This is a genomic window from Phreatobacter sp. (assembly GCF_052440005.1).
In the GTDB taxonomy this organism is placed as follows: Bacteria; Pseudomonadota; Alphaproteobacteria; order Rhizobiales; family Phreatobacteraceae; genus Phreatobacter.
Genome location: NZ_JBQVQL010000001.1, coordinates 76489 through 91316, shown reverse-complemented (window position 1 = coordinate 91316; position 14828 = coordinate 76489). Strand labels below are relative to the sequence as shown.

Below are 14828 nucleotides of genomic sequence, written 5' to 3'. Positions count from 1 at the left end.
CCGCCGGAGGCCCACCTGCGCTCAGCAGCGGGGCCCGCCATTGGTGGTCGCACCCGTCTCTTCGCTGATGACGCAGGAATGGCCGGGACTGCCCTCCGGCACCGGCACGCCGCGCAGCAGGAGGAAACGGACGGAATGCCCGCCGTGCAGCCCGGCGGGAAACCGGATGCGCTCGCGGATCAGGAACTCCCGGGAGCCGTTCGTGCCCAGCGCGCCGCGCATCAGCAGTTGCATCAGGCCAGCCTGCGCAGGGAGCACCTCATAGGGCGCGGCCGGCAGGCTGGAGACTGTCTGCGCCGGGTCGATCCGCACGAGCCCGCCGCCGTAGAACCGGTCGAACTCGCGGCGCACCGCAGCGATCGCCGCCGTGCCGGCGGGCGCGTCGGATCCGGGCGATCCCGCCCACTCGCGAATGATTTCCTCGCTGGGCGGCGGCGCCGCGCTCCTGAACGTCCCCGACGCCAGGTCGACGAGGGAGATGGCGTAGCGGCCCGCCACGACGCCCGGCTCCTTGCCCGTTTCGGCCCGCACCACCGCAGCCGCCACGGCCGCCTGTCCGGAGGGAAGCTCCGAAAAATACCGCAGACAGTTCACGCGTGCGACGAAGGTGACCCGGTCAGCCGAAAGACCGACCGCCCCTACGAGAGGCGCCGCCTGGGGGGCCGCGGCTCTGTTCGACGACAGGACGACGCGCTCCAGCCGGTCGACGGCGCCGGTGAAGCGCCAGATCGTCGGCGTGTGGGTCGCGAGCACGAGGTAGAGCGGTTGGCGACCGGGCGCGACATGGATGGCCGCGGTGCGGGTCACCACGTCCTGCGATCCGATGGTCGCGGTGGAGAGGGCGTCACCCTCGTAACCGGAGATCAACATCACTTCGGCGGCCTCGCTCGCCCGTGGCAGGTTGCAGGCCGGCCCGGCCTGCGTCGGCGCGGATCGTCGGCGCACCTCGGAGGCCTGCCGCTGATAGGCGGCGAACTCCTCCTGGGAGATCGTGCCGTTACCGTCCGTATCGACCGTCCGCACCGCCGTCTCCACGAGGGTCGTGAACTCCTCCTCCGTGAGAGCGCCGCCGGTTCGGCCGACCGCCGCCAGCAGACCACCCACCTGAGCGGTGCCCGGGAAGGTCGCGGCCGGTCGCTGGGGCACCGCCGCGGCGGCCTCGCTCCAGCTGACGCGACGATCGCCGTCCTTGTCGGCTGCGGTCCACTGGCGCAGGCTTTCCGCCCGCTGCCTTTCCACCTGCGCGCGCCGGGGACCGTCGAGAAGGCGCTGCTCGAAGGCGAGCTTCGTCGCGAGCTCGGCTTCGGTCACGAAACCGTCGCCGTCGAGATCGGCCTGCATCATCCGGCTGGCGGCCGCCGCACGCACGGCCGCCAGGTACGAGGCGTCGTGCAGGGCGAGATCGGCCGCGTCGACCCGTCCGTCGCCGTTGGCGTCCAGGTGGCGGAAGGCGGGCGGGGTGCGCTGCCGTATCGTTCCGACCGACGCGCCCGGTTGGACGAAGGGCGCCAGAACCATCGGAAGCATTTCCGGAGCCAGGCGCAGCGGCTGTGCCCGCACCAGGCCCGCGAGAACCACGGCCCCCACGACGGCGGTCAAGACACCCATGCGCATCGCACATCTCCCTGCCGCGGACCCACGCCGCGCGAGAGAGGACGATGACGCGATCCCCTTGCCCGAATACGACCGGGGCGAGCAGACCTCGTGAGGTCGTTACCCGATGGCAAACGGTTTTGCGCGAAACGGGCGGCGGGAACCGTTCAGCCGTTCAGCGCCTGCCCCGGCCAGCCCTCGCCGGCGATCTTCGAGGCGGCGATGACCGCCTGGGTGCGGCTGTCGACCCCGAGCTTGGTCAGGATGGCCGAGACATGGGCCTTGACCGTCGCCTCGGAGACGGAGAGCTCGTAGGCGATCTGCTTGTTGAGGAGCCCCTCCGACAGCATCATCAGCACCCGCACCTGCTGCGGCGTCAGGCTCGCGAGGCGAGCGGCGAGCTTGGCGCTCTCCGAGTCCCGGCTCGCCGACAGATCGACGTCGGAGGGCACGAAGCTGCCGCCGTCCAGCACGGTCTGCACCGCCTGGCGCATCTCCTCCGTGCCCAGCGTCTTGCGGATGAAGCCCGAAGCGCCGAATTCGAAACAGCGGCGGATGACGTCCGGATCCTCGGTGGCGGAGACGATGACCACGGGCACGCCGGGGTGCTGGGCCCGCAGGTACATGAGCCCGGAGAAGCCCTTGACGCCCGGCATGGTCAGGTCGAGGAGCACGAGGTCGACGTCCGGATCGGCGCCGACGATCTCTTGCATCTCGGCGAAGGAGCCCGCCTCCGCGATGGTGAGCTGGCGCGGCAGGCCGGCCACGGCCTCCCGCAGGGCGCCGCGAAACAGGGGATGGTCGTCGGCGATGACGATACGATAGGTCGAAAGTGCGGTGTCCACGCCGCTCACCCCGGTGTTGCCTCACTGCGGCTTTCTGGCGCGCCGCCTCGGACGAATTGTCGCCCCTTGCCCGCCACAACACAAGGCCGCAATGAGGCTGACGGATCGACGGCGACCTCGCCCGCCGGCGCCCTGGCATCGACGCCCGCGCGGGAAAAAAGATGCGGTGCGGCAACCACCGATTGACACGGGGCCTGACGCAGGGGTCTGTTAAGGATGAGCAGACCGGCGAAGGGGCCGGGGGGCGCGACCTGAAGAGGTGTTTCATGGTGCGGCTCGGTATCGTTAGTCCCCGACGGGCGATCGCAGCACTCGCGGCTGTCGCCCTTCTCGCCGGCGTCGGCGAGGCGGCCGCGGTCATGCGCGGCGAGCCTGCCCGCGACCCCAACGGCACCCGCCGCTCCACCGTCCTCATCGAGACGCCGGAGGGCATCTGCACCGGCGCCATCGTCGGGGCCGACCTGGTCCTGACGGCGGCGCACTGCGTCTCGGCCGGCGGCCGTTACCGGGTGCGCTACCTCGACCGCTCCTTCCGCCGCGTCGCGGTGGCGGTGAAGCGCACCGCCGCCCATCCCGGCTTCGACCCCCGCCATGGCTTCGCCTCCGACGACGTCGGCCTGATCCAGGTGGCCCGCCCCTTCGGCGCCGATGCGCGGCCCGCTGCCCTGCCCCCGTCCGGATGGGGCGTCGCCTGGTTCGCAGGACGGCCCACGGGCGAGGAACTGATCATCGCCGGCTTCGGCTCGACGGAGCGGTCGCGCTCGCGCGACGGCGTCCTGCGCGAGGCCCTGATGCGCACTTCGGAGCCGAGCGTTCCCGGCCGCGGCTTCGCAGGCCTCACCGGCGAGGACGGCCAGCAGCGCCCCGGGATGTGCGTGGGAGATTCCGGCGGGCCCGTCTATCGGCGCACCGGCCGCACTTTCACGGTGGTCGGCGTGCTGAAGGGCGGCACCACCGATCCCGGCCGCGAGTGCACCTCGACGCCGATCTTCGTGCCCGTGAAGGACTACGTCTCCTGGGTCCGCGAGACCGCGGCCGGCTGGAACGCGCCGCTCGGCGGCGCGGTCGAGATGCGGCAATAGGCGAGGCGCCGGCTCACGCCGCCGTCGCCAGCCCCCGCTTCACCAGCAACGCCTCCGGATCCGGCTCGCGGCCGCGGAAGGCCACATAGGCCTCCATCGGATCGCGGCTGTTGCCGGCGGCGTAGACATAATCGCCGAGACGCCGGGCGAGGACCGGATCGAACGGGTCGCCCGTCTCCTCGAAGGCCGAGAAGCCGTCGGCGTCCAGCACCTCCGACCACATGTAGCTGTAGTAGCCTGCCGAGTAGCCGTCGCCCGAGAACACATGGGCGAAATGCGGCGTGCGGTGGCGCATGACCAGCCCCTCGGGCATGCCGATGCGCTTCAGCTCTTCGGCCTCGAAGGCGATGGGGTCGATCCCCTCCGCCGCATCCAGCGAGTGGAAGCCGAGATCGACCAGGGCTGAGGAGACATATTCCACCGTCGCGCAGCCTTGGTTGAAGGTGCGGGCGGCGGTGAGCTTGTCGATCAGCGCCTGCGGCATGGCCTCGCCGGTCTCGGCATGGACGGCGAACTCGGACAGCACCTCGCGGCGCTCCAGCCAGTGTTCGTAGAGCTGGGAGGGGAACTCGACGAAGTCGCGCGCCACCGAGGTGCCGGACAGCAGCGGATAGGTGACGTCCGACAGGAGGCCGTGCAGCCCGTGACCGAACTCGTGGAACAGGGTGCGCGCATCGTCGAAGGAGAGGAGAGCGGGCTGGCCCTGCGGGGGTTTGGCGAAGTTCATCACGTTGACGATGATCGGCCGCACGGGACCCGACAGCTTCTCCTGGCTGCGGAAGGCGCTCATCCAAGCACCCGAGCGCTTGGTGGACCTCGCGAAATAGTCGCCGAGGAAGAGGCCGACATGCTCGCCCCCGCGCAGCACCTCGTAGGCGCGCACGTCGGGGTGGTAGACCGGCACGTCGTCGCGGCGGCGGAAGGTGACGCCGAACAGTTTCGTCGCCACGGCGAAGGCCGCCTCGATCATCCGGTCGAGCTGGAAATAGGGTTTCAGCGCCGCCTCATCGATGGCGTAGCGCTTCTGGCGCACCTTCTCGGCATAGAAGCGCCAGTCCCAGGGCTGGATCGCCTCGTTCATGCCCTCCCCGCGGGCGATGGCGGACAGATCCGCCTTCTCCTCGCCGGCGCGCACCACGGCCCGGCTCCAGACGCGCTCCAGCAGGGCGCGCACGGCATCCGGCGTCTTGGCCATGGTCTCGTCGAGCTTGAAGGCGGCGAAGGTCGGATAGCCCAGCAGCTTCGCCCGCTCGATACGCAGCCTCACGGTCTCCGCGACGATGGCGCGGTTGTCCGTCTCTCCGCCCATCTCGCCGCGCTTCACCCAGGCCTTGAACACCGTCTCGCGCAGGTCCCGGCGCGGCGACAGGGTCAGGAAGGGCTCGACCATGGAGCGGCCGAGGGTCATCACGTAGCCCTCGCGGCCGCGGTCCTTGGCTGCCTGGGCCAGCGCCGCCTTGAGGAAGTCCGGCAGGCCCGCGACGTCGGCCTCCGACAGGTCGAGGGACCACGAGGATTCGTCCTTCAGCACGTTCTGCCCGAAGGCCGTGCCGAGGGTGGCGAGGCGCTCGGTGACCGCGCGCATGCGCTCCTTGCCCTCGGCGTCGAGGGCCGCACCGCCACGCACGAAGTTCTTGTAGGTCTTCTCCAGCACCCGCATCTGCTCGGAGCTCAGCCCGAGGTGGTCGCGTCGCTCATGGAGCGCCCGGACGCGGGCGAAAAGCCGGGCGTCGAGGGTGATGGCGTTGGAATGCTGCGCCAGCAGCGGTGCCATCTCGCGCTGGATCGCCTGGATGGCCTCCGTCGCGTCAGACCCGGCGAGGTTGTAGAAGACGCCGCACAGCCGGTCGAGCGCGTGGCCGCCGGTCTCCAGCGCGTCGATCGTATTGGCGAAGCTCGGCGCGTCCGGATTGGTGGCGATCGCCTCCACCTCGGCGCGATGCTCCGCCAGCGCCCGCTCGAAGGCAGGGCGATAGTCGTCGATCGTGATCTCGGTGAAGGGCGCGATCCCGAACGGCGTGGTCCAGGGGCGGAAGAACGGGTTGTCGGTGCTCTGGGTCATCGGCGCAATGTGGCGGTGCGGAAGAATGTCGGCAAGGGTGGATGCGAGAGGCCGCCGCACACGACCCTGCCCGGCCGCAGTGCGTCCTTCGAGGCGCGCTGCCGCTCGCACCTCAGGACGAGAACGGTGGCGAGTTGAGATGGCACCGTATCGGCATCCGCGCCGTCACAGGATCTCGGCGAGCCCCACCGGATAGAGGTCCCATCCACGGGCCGCGAGATCGGCGAGACTGTACCAATCGGCCCGGCAGGCCTCGCCGGTCGATTCGGTGAAGGTGATCGGTCCGGCCGCGTGGAGCGCCTCATCCAGAAGGTCGATCTCGGCCACGAAGACGATCTCGTGGCCGATCGCCCCTTCATGCCGGAACAGGTTCTCCAGGGCATGCCACGGCCCACGGATCACGATGGCGCAGCCGAGTTCCTCGCGAAACTCGCGATGCAGAGCCTCTTCGCGGGTCTCCCCGAAATCGATGGAGCCGCCCAGCGGCCTGATGCCCTTGACCCGGCCGTCCGACCCCGTGACCTCGGCGGCCAGCAGTCGCTCGCCGCGCCGGGCGAGCCCCAGAACCTTCACGCTGATCTGCTGTGGAGGCGTCCAGACTGCGCTCACAGCACCTTCGCGCCGAAGTTCCGCGCCGGGTCCATGTCGGCGGTGAGCTTGCCGGTGGGTGCGGCGGCCCAGCCGCCGGTGCGCTTCATCCAGCGGCCATCGCCCGGCTTGCCGGCGAGCGCGCCGGCAGAGACCACCTCGCGCCCGCGCACCAGCACCGTCTCCGGCCAGCCCTGCACGGTGCGGCCGGCAAAGGGGGTATAGCCGGTCAGGTCGTGCATCAGGGCATCGGTGATGGTCACCGACTTCTGCGGGTCCCAGATGGCGATGTCGGCGTCGAAGCCGGGCGCGATCTGGCCCTTGCCCGGCAGGTTGTAGATGGAGGCGGGCTGCGTCGCGGTCAGCGCGACGAAGGCCTCGAGGCCGCGGCCCGAGAATTCCGGCCGGCCCTGCGAGACCATGGCGTCGAACATCAGCGGCAGGCGCACCTCGAGGCCGGGAAGGCCATTGGCGATGGCCTTGAAGTTGGCGTCCGGACCTGCCGAGAGCTTGCCCGTCTCGTCGAAGCGGTAGGGCGCGTGGTCGGAGGTCACGGTCTGCAGGTCGCCGAGGGCAAGGGCCTGCCAGAGCGCGTCCTGGTCTTCCTTCTCGCGCGGCGGCGGCGAGCACATCCACTTGGCGCCCTCCATGCCCGGCTTGTCGAGGTCGTGGCGCGTCATGAACAGGTATTGCGGGCAGGTCTCGGCAAAGACCTTCAGGCCCTGCGCCCGCGCGTCGCGCACGACCTTCGCGCCCTCCGCGGTGGAGACGTGGAAGATCATGATCGGCTGGTCGATCAGTTCCGACAGCGCGACGAGCCGCGTGAAGGCTTCCGATTCCGAACCGCGCGGGTGGCTGATGGCGTGGTACTTCGGCGCCACATAGCCTTTCTTCACCAGCCGCTTGCCCATCCAGGAAATCATGCCGTGGTTCTCGGCATGGACGCAGACCAGCGCCCCGTTCTCGCGAGCGGTCAGCAGCACGTCGAGGAGCGGCTCGTCGTCGACCTTGATGAGGTCGTAGGTCATGAAGATCTTCACCGAGGCGTGGCCCTCGCCGATCAGCTCGGGCAGGTCCTTGGTGATGGTCTTCTCGTCGGGGTTCGCCACGATCAGGTGGAAGGCGTAGTCGATGAGCGAGCCCCGCGCGGCGAGCACCGCATAGTCGTCGACGACCTTGCGCAGGTCCTTGCCGCGGTGCTGGGCGGCGAACGAGATGACCGACGTGTTGCCGCCGAAGGCCGCCGATGTGGTGGCGCTCTCGAAGGTGTCGGCGTTGAGCAGCCCGCCGGCGGAAACCTGCTCGATATGGGTGTGGGTGTCGATGCCGCCCGGCAGCACGAACTTGCCCGTCGCGTCGATCTCGCGGGCGCCGGCATCGAGGCCGAGGCCGATCGCCGCCACCTTGCCGTCGCGGATGCCGACATCGGCCGTATAGCGTCCGCTCGCCGCCCCGACGGTTCCGCCGCGGATGACGAGGTCGAAGGGCGAGGCAGGCATGTCGTGCTCCGGCTGGACGGGAGAAATTTCCGGCCCGACAATAGACCGACCCAGAGCCGAAGCGGAACCTCATGGCACGCAGACCCCGTATCCTCGTCATCAACCCCAATTCCAACGAGGCCGTCACCGAGGGCCTGCGCCAGGCGGTGAAGCCACTGACCTATGCCGACGGGCCGGAGATCGTCTGCGAGACGCTGGCCGAGGGACCCTTCGGCGTCGAGACGCAGGAGCATGTGGAGAGCGTCACCCTGCCGCTGCGCCGCAAGGTGGAATCCACCAACGACGCCGACGCCTTCATCATCGCCTGTTATTCCGATCCCGGCCTCTTCGTCGCCCGCGAGGGTACCAGCCGACCGGTCTTCGGCATCGCCGAATGCGGTGTGCTGACCGCCCTCTCCCGCGCCGACCGCTTCGGCGTCATCGCCATCAAGTCGCGCTCCATTCCCCGCCACATCCGCTATCTCCGCCAGATGGGGCTGATGGAACGCCTCGCCGGCGAACGGCCGCTGGAGATGTCGGTGGCCGAGACCGCCTCGGGCGACGGCACCCTTGCCCGCATGATCACCATCGGCCGCGAGCTGAAGGACCTCGACGGCGCCGGCGCCATCGTCATGGGCTGCGCCGGCATGGCGCGGCACAGGAAGCCGCTGGAGGACGCGCTGGGCATCCCCGTGATCGACCCGACGCAAGCCGCTGTGACCATGGCCATCGGCACGCTGGCGGTGGGGTGAACGGGCGCCCTGCAGCCCGGCAAGCCCCTCCTTCGAGGCTCGCCGCCGGTCGATGCTGACGCATCGCCCGGAGGCTGTTGCATGCGGCCCGGAGCGCGGCTAGACAGGCGCCAGGCTGATACGGCCTGCCGCTCGCGCCCGTCCCAGGGTCCGGTGAACGTATCGACGACCGAACGCTCTTCCCGATCCCTCCGCGGACAGGCGAAGCGTCGGCAATGCGAGCCCTGACCCCGATCGCCTGAACATGTGAGAAGGATCGGCAACGATGCGTTCGTTCCGTGATGCCAAGGCCATGGCCAGGTCGCTCCGCGAGGAGCTCTCCGCCCGGTCGATCCACATTCCCCATGCCCTCGCCCTCGAACTGGTGGCGAAACAGTTCGGCCTCGCCGATTGGAACACCCTGTCGGCTCGGGTGGATCCGGCGCCCGGCGGCGAGCCTCCGGGCATCGCCATCCGCCCCGCCATTCCCGTCATCCGCTCCTTCGACGAGGCCAAGGCGCGCGAGTTCTACTGCGACTTCCTCGGCCTCGCCGTCGACTGGGACTACCGCGCCCACCCCTCGGCTCCGCTCTATATGCAGCTCTCGCGCGGCGATCTGCTGATCCACCTCACCGAGCACCACGGCGACGCCAGCCCCGGGGCGACCTGCTTCGTCCGGATGAGCGGCATCCGGGAGTTCCACGCGGAGCTGCGGGCGAAACAGTACCGCTACAACCGGCCCGGGCTCGAGCAGATGGACTGGGGGTTGGAGGTGACGGTGAGCGACCCCTTCGGCAACCGCATCCGCTTCTGCGAGCAGAACGCCCACGGCGTCTGACGGCGGCTATTGACGGCAGACTCCGCACGCACGAGTCTGCCGCCATGCTGACCTACATCATCCGGCGCATCCTCCTCATGATCCCCACCATCCTTGGGATCATGCTGATCTCCTTCCTCGTGGTGCAGTTCGCGCCGGGCGGGCCGGTGGAGCGCGTCATCGCCCAGCTCACCGGCAACGACGTGTCGGCGACGCAGCGCGTCTCCGGCGGTGGCGCCGATGCTGCCCAGGCAACCGCGGCGGAGGCCGCCAACAGCACTTATCGCGGCGCTCAGGGGCTCGACCCGCAGTTCATCGCCCAGCTCGAGAAGCAGTTCGGCTTCGACAAGCCGGCCCACGAGCGCTTCCTTCTGATGATCTGGAACTACGCCCGCTTCGACTTCGGCAAGAGCTATTTCCGCGACGTCTCGGTGCTGCAGCTCATCGGCGAGAAGCTCCCCGTGTCCATCTCGCTCGGGCTCTGGCTGACGCTGCTGACCTATCTCGTCTCCATCCCGCTCGGCATCCGCAAGGCGATGAAGGACGGCTCGCGCTTCGACGTATGGACCTCGGCGATCATCATCATCGGCTATGCGATCCCCGGCTTCCTCTTCGCCATCCTGCTGATCGTGCTCTTCGCCGGTGGGTCTTTCCTCGACTGGTTCCCGCTGCGCGGCCTGTGGTCGGACAACTGGGCGGAGCTGAGCCTCGGCCAGAAGCTGCTCGACTATCTCTGGCACCTCGCCCTGCCGCTCACCGCCATGGCGCTCGGCGCCTTCGCGACCATGACGCTGCTGACCAAGAACTCCTTCCTCGACGAGATCCGCAAGCAGTACGTGATGACCGCCCGCGCCAAGGGCCTGGACGAGACCCAGGTGCTCTACGGCCACGTCTTCCGCAACGCCATGCTCATCGTCATCGCGGGCTTTCCCGGCGCCTTCGTCCATGCCTTCTTCACCGGGTCGCTGCTGATCGAGACGATCTTCTCCCTCGACGGGCTCGGCCTCCTCGGCTTCGAGAGCGTGCTCAACCGCGACTATCCCGTCGTCTTCGCCACGCTCTTCATCTTCTCCCTCGTCGGCCTCGTGGTGAACCTCATCTCGGACCTCATGTACACCTGGGTCGATCCGCGCATCGACTTCGAGGCGCGGGAGGTCTGACGATGAGCACCGCCGTCCTGCGGGAGGCCGCCGCCGCACCGCCGCGCCCCTTCCTGTCGCCGCTCAACCAGCGCCGCCTCGCCAATTTCCGCGCCAACCGGCGCGGCCTGTGGAGCCTCAGGCTCTTCCTGGTCCTGTTCGCGGTGACCCTCTTCGCCGAGCTCATCGCCAACGACCGGCCGCTCTTCATCCGGCTCGAGGGGCAGAACTTCTTCCCCGCGCTCGTCAGCTATTCGGAGAACCAGCTCGGCGGCGAGTTCGAGACGCCGGCGGACTACAAGGACCCCTTCCTGCTCGACCATTTCGACGCGAAGCAGGCCTTCATCCTCTGGCCGCTGGTGCGGCACAACTACGCCTCCACGGTGAAGGACCCGGTGACGCCGTTCCCCTCGGCCCCGACATGGGCCCAGCGCGAGCGGCTTCCCGATTGCGCGGCGGCACGCGCGAAACCGCGCGGCGAGCGACCGCAAGGGGCGAGCTACTGCGAGCTCGGCAACTGGAACTGGCTCGGCACCGACGACCAGGGCCGCGACGTGCTCGCCCGCGTCATCTACGGCTTCCGCATTTCGGTTCTCTTCGGCCTCGCCCTGACCATCATCTCGTCGCTGGTCGGCATCGCCGCCGGCGCCGTCCAGGGCTATTTCGGCGGCTGGACCGATCTCCTGTTCCAGCGCTTCATCGAGATCTGGACCGCCATTCCCTCTCTCTACCTCCTGCTCATCATCTCCTCGGTGCTGGCGCCGAGCTTCTTCGTGCTCCTCGGCATCCTGCTGCTGTTCTCCTGGGTGACGCTGGTCGCCGTCGTGCGCGCCGAGTTCCTGCGCGCCCGCAACTTCGAATATGTCAACGCCGCCCGGGCGCTGGGCATCGCCTCCTCCACCATCATGGTCCGCCACCTCCTGCCCAACGCCATGGTGGCCACCATCACCTTCATGCCCTTCGTCCTGTCGGGCAGCGTCATGACCCTCACCGCCCTCGACTTCCTCGGCTTCGGACTGCCGGTCGGCTCGCCCTCGCTCGGCGAGCTCCTGCAGCAGGGCAAGTCGAACCTGCAGGCGCCCTGGCTGGCGCTGACGGGCTTCTGCACCCTCGCCGTCATGCTCTCGCTGCTCATTTTCGTCGGTGAGGCGGTGCGCGACGCCTTCGACCCGCGCAAGACCTTCGCGTGAGATCGTGATAGGGTCCGGGCATGAACGAGGTCGTCAGGAAGATCGTCTCGGTTGCCGACCTGCCGGAGCATCTGCGGGCGGGTCTCGACCCGGCACGCCCCGTCGAGATCGTGCAGGAAGTCGCCGCCGCGACGACCGCTTCACAGCGTCTGCGGGAGCGGGTGGACAAGCTCGGATTCAAGCGCGTCCGCTCGACCGAGGAAGCCGTGGAGCGCGTCCGTCGCATTCGGGACGGCGGGCCGATCTGACGTGACCCTGGCCTATCTCGACGCAAACTTTCTCATCCGCATCGTCGAAAGCCCCGGCCACACGCTGTCGGGGCATGAGCGCCTGTGGGACTTGGCAGGGGCTGGCCGGATCTCTGTCGTCACAAGCTGGCTGACATTCGGCGAGGTCCTCGTCGTACCGATGCGCGACCAGGAAGACGGGCTGGTCATGACCTACCAGGACCTGTTCGCCGGCCAGATGGTGCCCATCACCCTGATCGACGTCAGCGTAGACGTTCTGACGTCCGCCGCGCGGCTGCGCGCCCGTTGGCCGGCCCTGAAGCTTCCCGATGCGGTCCATCTCGCCTCGGCGGAGAAGGCCGACTGCGATGTCTTCGTGTCTGGCGACCGCCGGTTGCGGATCGCCGACGCGCCATTCGTCATCGATCCGGACAACGACGTCGACGTCGACCGATACTTGACGGCCATCCCATGACCGCAGACACGCCCCTCCTCTCCGTCCAGGACCTCTCCGTCGCCTTCACCCAGGGCGGCCGGGCCTCGCTCGCCGTCGACCGGGTCTCCTTCGACGTCCACCGCGGCGAGACGGTCGCCATCGTCGGCGAATCCGGTTCGGGCAAGTCCGTCTCGGCGCTCTCGGTGATGAAGCTCCTGCCCTATCCCGCCGCGTCTCACCCCTCGGGCCGAATCCTCTTCAAGGGCGAGGACCTGCTGGCCGCCGACGAGGCCGCGATGCGGCGGGTGCGCGGCAATGCCGTCACCATCATCTTCCAGGAGCCGATGACCTCGCTCAATCCGCTGCACACGATCGGGCAGCAGGTGGCCGAGACGCTGATCCTGCACCGTGGCATGACGGCCGAGGCCGCCCGCACGCGCACCATCGAGCTCCTCGGCAAGGTGGGCATTCCCGATCCCGCCGGCCGGCTCGACGCCTATCCGCACCAGCTCTCCGGTGGCCAGCGCCAGCGCGTCATGATCGCCATGGCGCTCGCCAATGAGCCGGACCTGCTCATCGCCGACGAGCCGACCACCGCCCTCGACGTGACCGTGCAGGCGCAGATCCTCGCCCTGTTGAAGGACCTGCAGAGCGAGCTCGGCATGGCGATCCTGTTCATCACCCACGATCTCGGCATCGTCCGCCGCCTCGCCGACCGCGTCTGCGTCATGAAGAGCGGCCACATCGTCGAGCAGGGAGCCGTCGCCGACATCTTCGAGCGGCCGCAGGACCCCTACACCGTCGCGTTGATGGCGGCTGAGCCGCAGCGCCGCACCCGCACCACGCGCCCCGAGGCCGGCACCATCATGCAGGCCGACGATCTCAAGGTCTGGTTCCCGATCAGGCGCGGCCTCCTGCGCCGCACCGTCGGCCACATCAAGGCGGTCGACGGCATCTCGGTCGCCGTTCGCGAGGGCCACACCCTCGGCATCGTCGGGGAATCCGGCTCGGGCAAGACGACGCTCGGCCTCGCCCTGCTCCGTCTCATCGCTTCTGACGGGCCGATCGTCTTCATGGGCCGGCCGATCCAGGGGCTGGGGTTCAAGGCGATGCGTCCGAACCGGCGATTCATGCAGGTGGTCTTCCAGGATCCCTACGGCTCGCTGTCGCCGCGCATGTCGGTGGCCGAGATCGTCGCCGAGGGCCTCGCCGTCCACCACCCGGGCCTCGACGCCGGGGAGCGCGATGCGCGGGTCGTCGCCGCCCTCCGCGATGTCGGCATCGACCCGGAAAGCCGCCACCGCTACCCGCACGAATTCTCCGGCGGCCAGCGCCAGCGCATCGCCATCGCCCGCGCCATGGTGCTGGAGCCGACCTTCGTCCTGCTCGACGAGCCAACCTCGGCCCTCGACCGCATCGTGCAGGCGCAGATCGTCGACCTGCTGCGCGACCTTCAGGCGAAGCGGAACCTCACCTATCTCTTCATCTCCCACGACCTGAAGGTCGTCTCCGCGCTCGCCGACGACATCATCGTCATGAAGGGCGGCAAGGTGGTGGAGAGCGGTGCGGCCGAGCGGGTGTTCAAGGCGCCGCAGAACGATTACACCAAGGCACTTTTCGCGGCGGCCTTCGACCTCGCCGCCACAACGCATGAGAGACCGTCGACGTGAATACGCTGCTTCTCGGTACCGGCGCCTGGGACCCGGAACCCTGGCGCGCCCGTTTCCAGGCGGTGCTCCCCGGCTGGCAGGTGGTCCTGCCGGGGGAGATCTTCGACCGCCGCGCCGTGCGCTATGCCGCGGCCTGGAAGCAGCCCGAGGGCACCTTTGCAGACCTGCCGCTGCTCGACGCAATCTTCTCCCTCGGCGCCGGCGTCGACCACCTGTTCAAGGACCGGCGGCTGCCTGAGGGCGTGCCGGTGGTCCGTGTCGTCGATCCCGACCTCACCACGCGCATGTCCGAATATGTCGTCATGCACTGCCTGATGGCCCTGCGACGCGTGCGCGTCTATGACGGCTTCCAGCGCGAGCGCAAATGGATCGACCTGCGCGACCAGCCGCAGGCCAGCGACATCCGCGTCGGCCTGCTCGGCATGGGCGTGCTCGGCCAGGACGCCGCCGCCAAGCTGAAGACCATGGGCTTCCAGGTCGCCGGCTGGAGCCGCCGGCCGAAGGCGGTTGCGGGCGTCGCCATGCACCACGGGGCGGAGGGCCTCGACGCGCTCGTCGCCGCCTCCGACATCCTCGTCGCAATGATGCCGCTGACGGCCGACACCGCGGGAATCCTCGACGCGAAGCTCTTTTCCAGGCTGCCGAAGGCGGAGGCCATCGGCGGACCCGTGCTGATCAATGTCGGCCGCGGCGGCCTGCAGAACGAGGCGGACATCCTCGCAGCCCTCGAGAGCGGCACCCTCGGCACGGCGATCCTGGACGTCTTCCAGACGGAGCCCCTGCCCGAGGACAGCCCGCTCTGGTCGCACCCGCACGTGACGGTGACGCCGCACAATTCGGCGATCTCCTCGCCGCCGGCCATCGCCGCCTATGTCGCGGCCCAGATCAAGGCGCATATGGACGGCCAGCCGCTGGTGAACGTCGTCGACCCCGCGCACGGCTATTGATACAAATTTCCCTAAGGTAAGCT

The 14828-nt window shown here is 69.0% G+C and carries 14 protein-coding genes; 9 read left to right on the top strand and 5 right to left on the bottom strand.

Translation table 11 applies throughout. From position 1 onward, the window contains the following. Positions 1-21: 21 nt before the first annotated feature. Positions 22-1614 carry an EF-hand domain-containing protein gene (locus ACT6XY_RS00410; protein WP_444746369.1) on the bottom strand — a complete coding sequence of 531 codons (1593 nt, stop codon included), beginning with the start codon at positions 1612-1614 and terminating at the stop codon, positions 22-24. Positions 1615-1760: 146 nt separating this feature from the next. After that, on the bottom strand, positions 1761-2438 hold the full coding sequence (locus tag ACT6XY_RS00405) for a response regulator (protein WP_444746368.1): 678 nt from the start codon (positions 2436-2438) through the stop codon (positions 1761-1763). Between the two features lie 266 nt (positions 2439-2704). Between ACT6XY_RS00405 and ACT6XY_RS00400 the strand changes: the two genes are divergently transcribed. Then, the gene (locus ACT6XY_RS00400; protein ID WP_444746367.1) at positions 2705-3520 is read left to right on the top strand and encodes a S1 family peptidase; all 816 of its coding nucleotides are present in this window, start codon (positions 2705-2707) and stop codon (positions 3518-3520) included. A 13-nt stretch (positions 3521-3533) separates the two neighbouring features. On the opposite strand, the gene ACT6XY_RS00395 is transcribed toward ACT6XY_RS00400, so the two are convergent. From ACT6XY_RS00395 to hydA, 3 genes are all read right to left on the bottom strand, one after another. After that, positions 3534-5582: a M3 family metallopeptidase gene (locus ACT6XY_RS00395; RefSeq protein ID WP_444746366.1), complete on the bottom strand. Its 2049-nt coding sequence runs from the start codon at positions 5580-5582 to the stop codon at positions 3534-3536. A gap of 165 nt (positions 5583-5747) precedes the next feature. Beyond that, positions 5748-6191, bottom strand: a complete 444-nt coding sequence (locus tag ACT6XY_RS00390; RefSeq protein WP_444746365.1) for an NUDIX hydrolase — start codon at positions 6189-6191, stop codon at positions 5748-5750. Then, complete coding sequence (gene hydA / locus ACT6XY_RS00385) at positions 6188-7669, bottom strand: dihydropyrimidinase (protein WP_444746364.1); 1482 nt, start codon at positions 7667-7669, stop codon at positions 6188-6190. The genes ACT6XY_RS00390 and hydA overlap by 4 nt, the downstream gene beginning before the upstream one ends. 71 nt (positions 7670-7740) lie before the next feature. Here hydA and ACT6XY_RS00380 point away from each other — a divergent pair, with 71 nt between their 5' ends. From ACT6XY_RS00380 to ACT6XY_RS00345, 8 genes are all read left to right on the top strand, one after another. Then, positions 7741-8400: an aspartate/glutamate racemase family protein gene (locus tag ACT6XY_RS00380; protein WP_444746363.1), complete on the top strand. Its 660-nt coding sequence runs from the start codon at positions 7741-7743 to the stop codon at positions 8398-8400. A gap of 265 nt (positions 8401-8665) precedes the next feature. Next, complete coding sequence (locus tag ACT6XY_RS00375; RefSeq protein WP_444746362.1) at positions 8666-9217, top strand: glyoxalase superfamily protein; 552 nt, start codon at positions 8666-8668, stop codon at positions 9215-9217. Between the two features lie 44 nt (positions 9218-9261). Beyond that, positions 9262-10356 (top strand): microcin C ABC transporter permease YejB, encoded by a 1095-nt coding sequence (locus ACT6XY_RS00370; RefSeq protein WP_444746361.1) that lies wholly within the window; start codon positions 9262-9264, stop codon positions 10354-10356. Between the two features lie 2 nt (positions 10357-10358). Further along, positions 10359-11525 (top strand): ABC transporter permease, encoded by a 1167-nt coding sequence (locus ACT6XY_RS00365; RefSeq protein ID WP_444746360.1) that lies wholly within the window; start codon positions 10359-10361, stop codon positions 11523-11525. Positions 11526-11545: 20 nt separating this feature from the next. Next, on the top strand, positions 11546-11773 hold the full coding sequence (locus ACT6XY_RS00360; protein WP_444746359.1) for a hypothetical protein: 228 nt from the start codon (positions 11546-11548) through the stop codon (positions 11771-11773). A gap of 1 nt (position 11774) precedes the next feature. Continuing rightward, positions 11775-12227: a type II toxin-antitoxin system VapC family toxin gene (locus ACT6XY_RS00355; protein WP_444746358.1), complete on the top strand. Its 453-nt coding sequence runs from the start codon at positions 11775-11777 to the stop codon at positions 12225-12227. After that, positions 12224-13858 (top strand): ABC transporter ATP-binding protein, encoded by a 1635-nt coding sequence (locus ACT6XY_RS00350; protein ID WP_444746357.1) that lies wholly within the window; start codon positions 12224-12226, stop codon positions 13856-13858. Before ACT6XY_RS00355 ends, ACT6XY_RS00350 begins: the two co-directional genes overlap by 4 nt. Next, entirely contained in the window at positions 13855-14805 is a 951-nt protein-coding gene (locus ACT6XY_RS00345) for a 2-hydroxyacid dehydrogenase (protein ID WP_444746356.1), read from the top strand. The genes ACT6XY_RS00350 and ACT6XY_RS00345 overlap by 4 nt, the downstream gene beginning before the upstream one ends. Positions 14806-14828 lie beyond the last annotated feature (23 nt).

Coding starts and splice junctions, on each gene's coding strand:
- ACT6XY_RS00360 (WP_444746359.1), top strand. CDS start 11,546: ATGAACGAGGTCGTCAGGAAGATCGTCTCGGTTGCCGACCTGCCGGAG.
- ACT6XY_RS00410 (WP_444746369.1), bottom strand. CDS start 1,614: ATGCGCATGGGTGTCTTGACCGCCGTCGTGGGGGCCGTGGTTCTCGCG.
- ACT6XY_RS00380 (WP_444746363.1), top strand. CDS start 7,741: ATGGCACGCAGACCCCGTATCCTCGTCATCAACCCCAATTCCAACGAG.
- ACT6XY_RS00370 (WP_444746361.1), top strand. CDS start 9,262: ATGCTGACCTACATCATCCGGCGCATCCTCCTCATGATCCCCACCATC.
- ACT6XY_RS00375 (WP_444746362.1), top strand. CDS start 8,666: ATGCGTTCGTTCCGTGATGCCAAGGCCATGGCCAGGTCGCTCCGCGAG.
- ACT6XY_RS00350 (WP_444746357.1), top strand. CDS start 12,224: ATGACCGCAGACACGCCCCTCCTCTCCGTCCAGGACCTCTCCGTCGCC.
- ACT6XY_RS00395 (WP_444746366.1), bottom strand. CDS start 5,582: ATGACCCAGAGCACCGACAACCCGTTCTTCCGCCCCTGGACCACGCCG.
- ACT6XY_RS00365 (WP_444746360.1), top strand. CDS start 10,359: ATGAGCACCGCCGTCCTGCGGGAGGCCGCCGCCGCACCGCCGCGCCCC.
- hydA (WP_444746364.1), bottom strand. CDS start 7,669: ATGCCTGCCTCGCCCTTCGACCTCGTCATCCGCGGCGGAACCGTCGGG.
- ACT6XY_RS00400 (WP_444746367.1), top strand. CDS start 2,705: ATGGTGCGGCTCGGTATCGTTAGTCCCCGACGGGCGATCGCAGCACTC.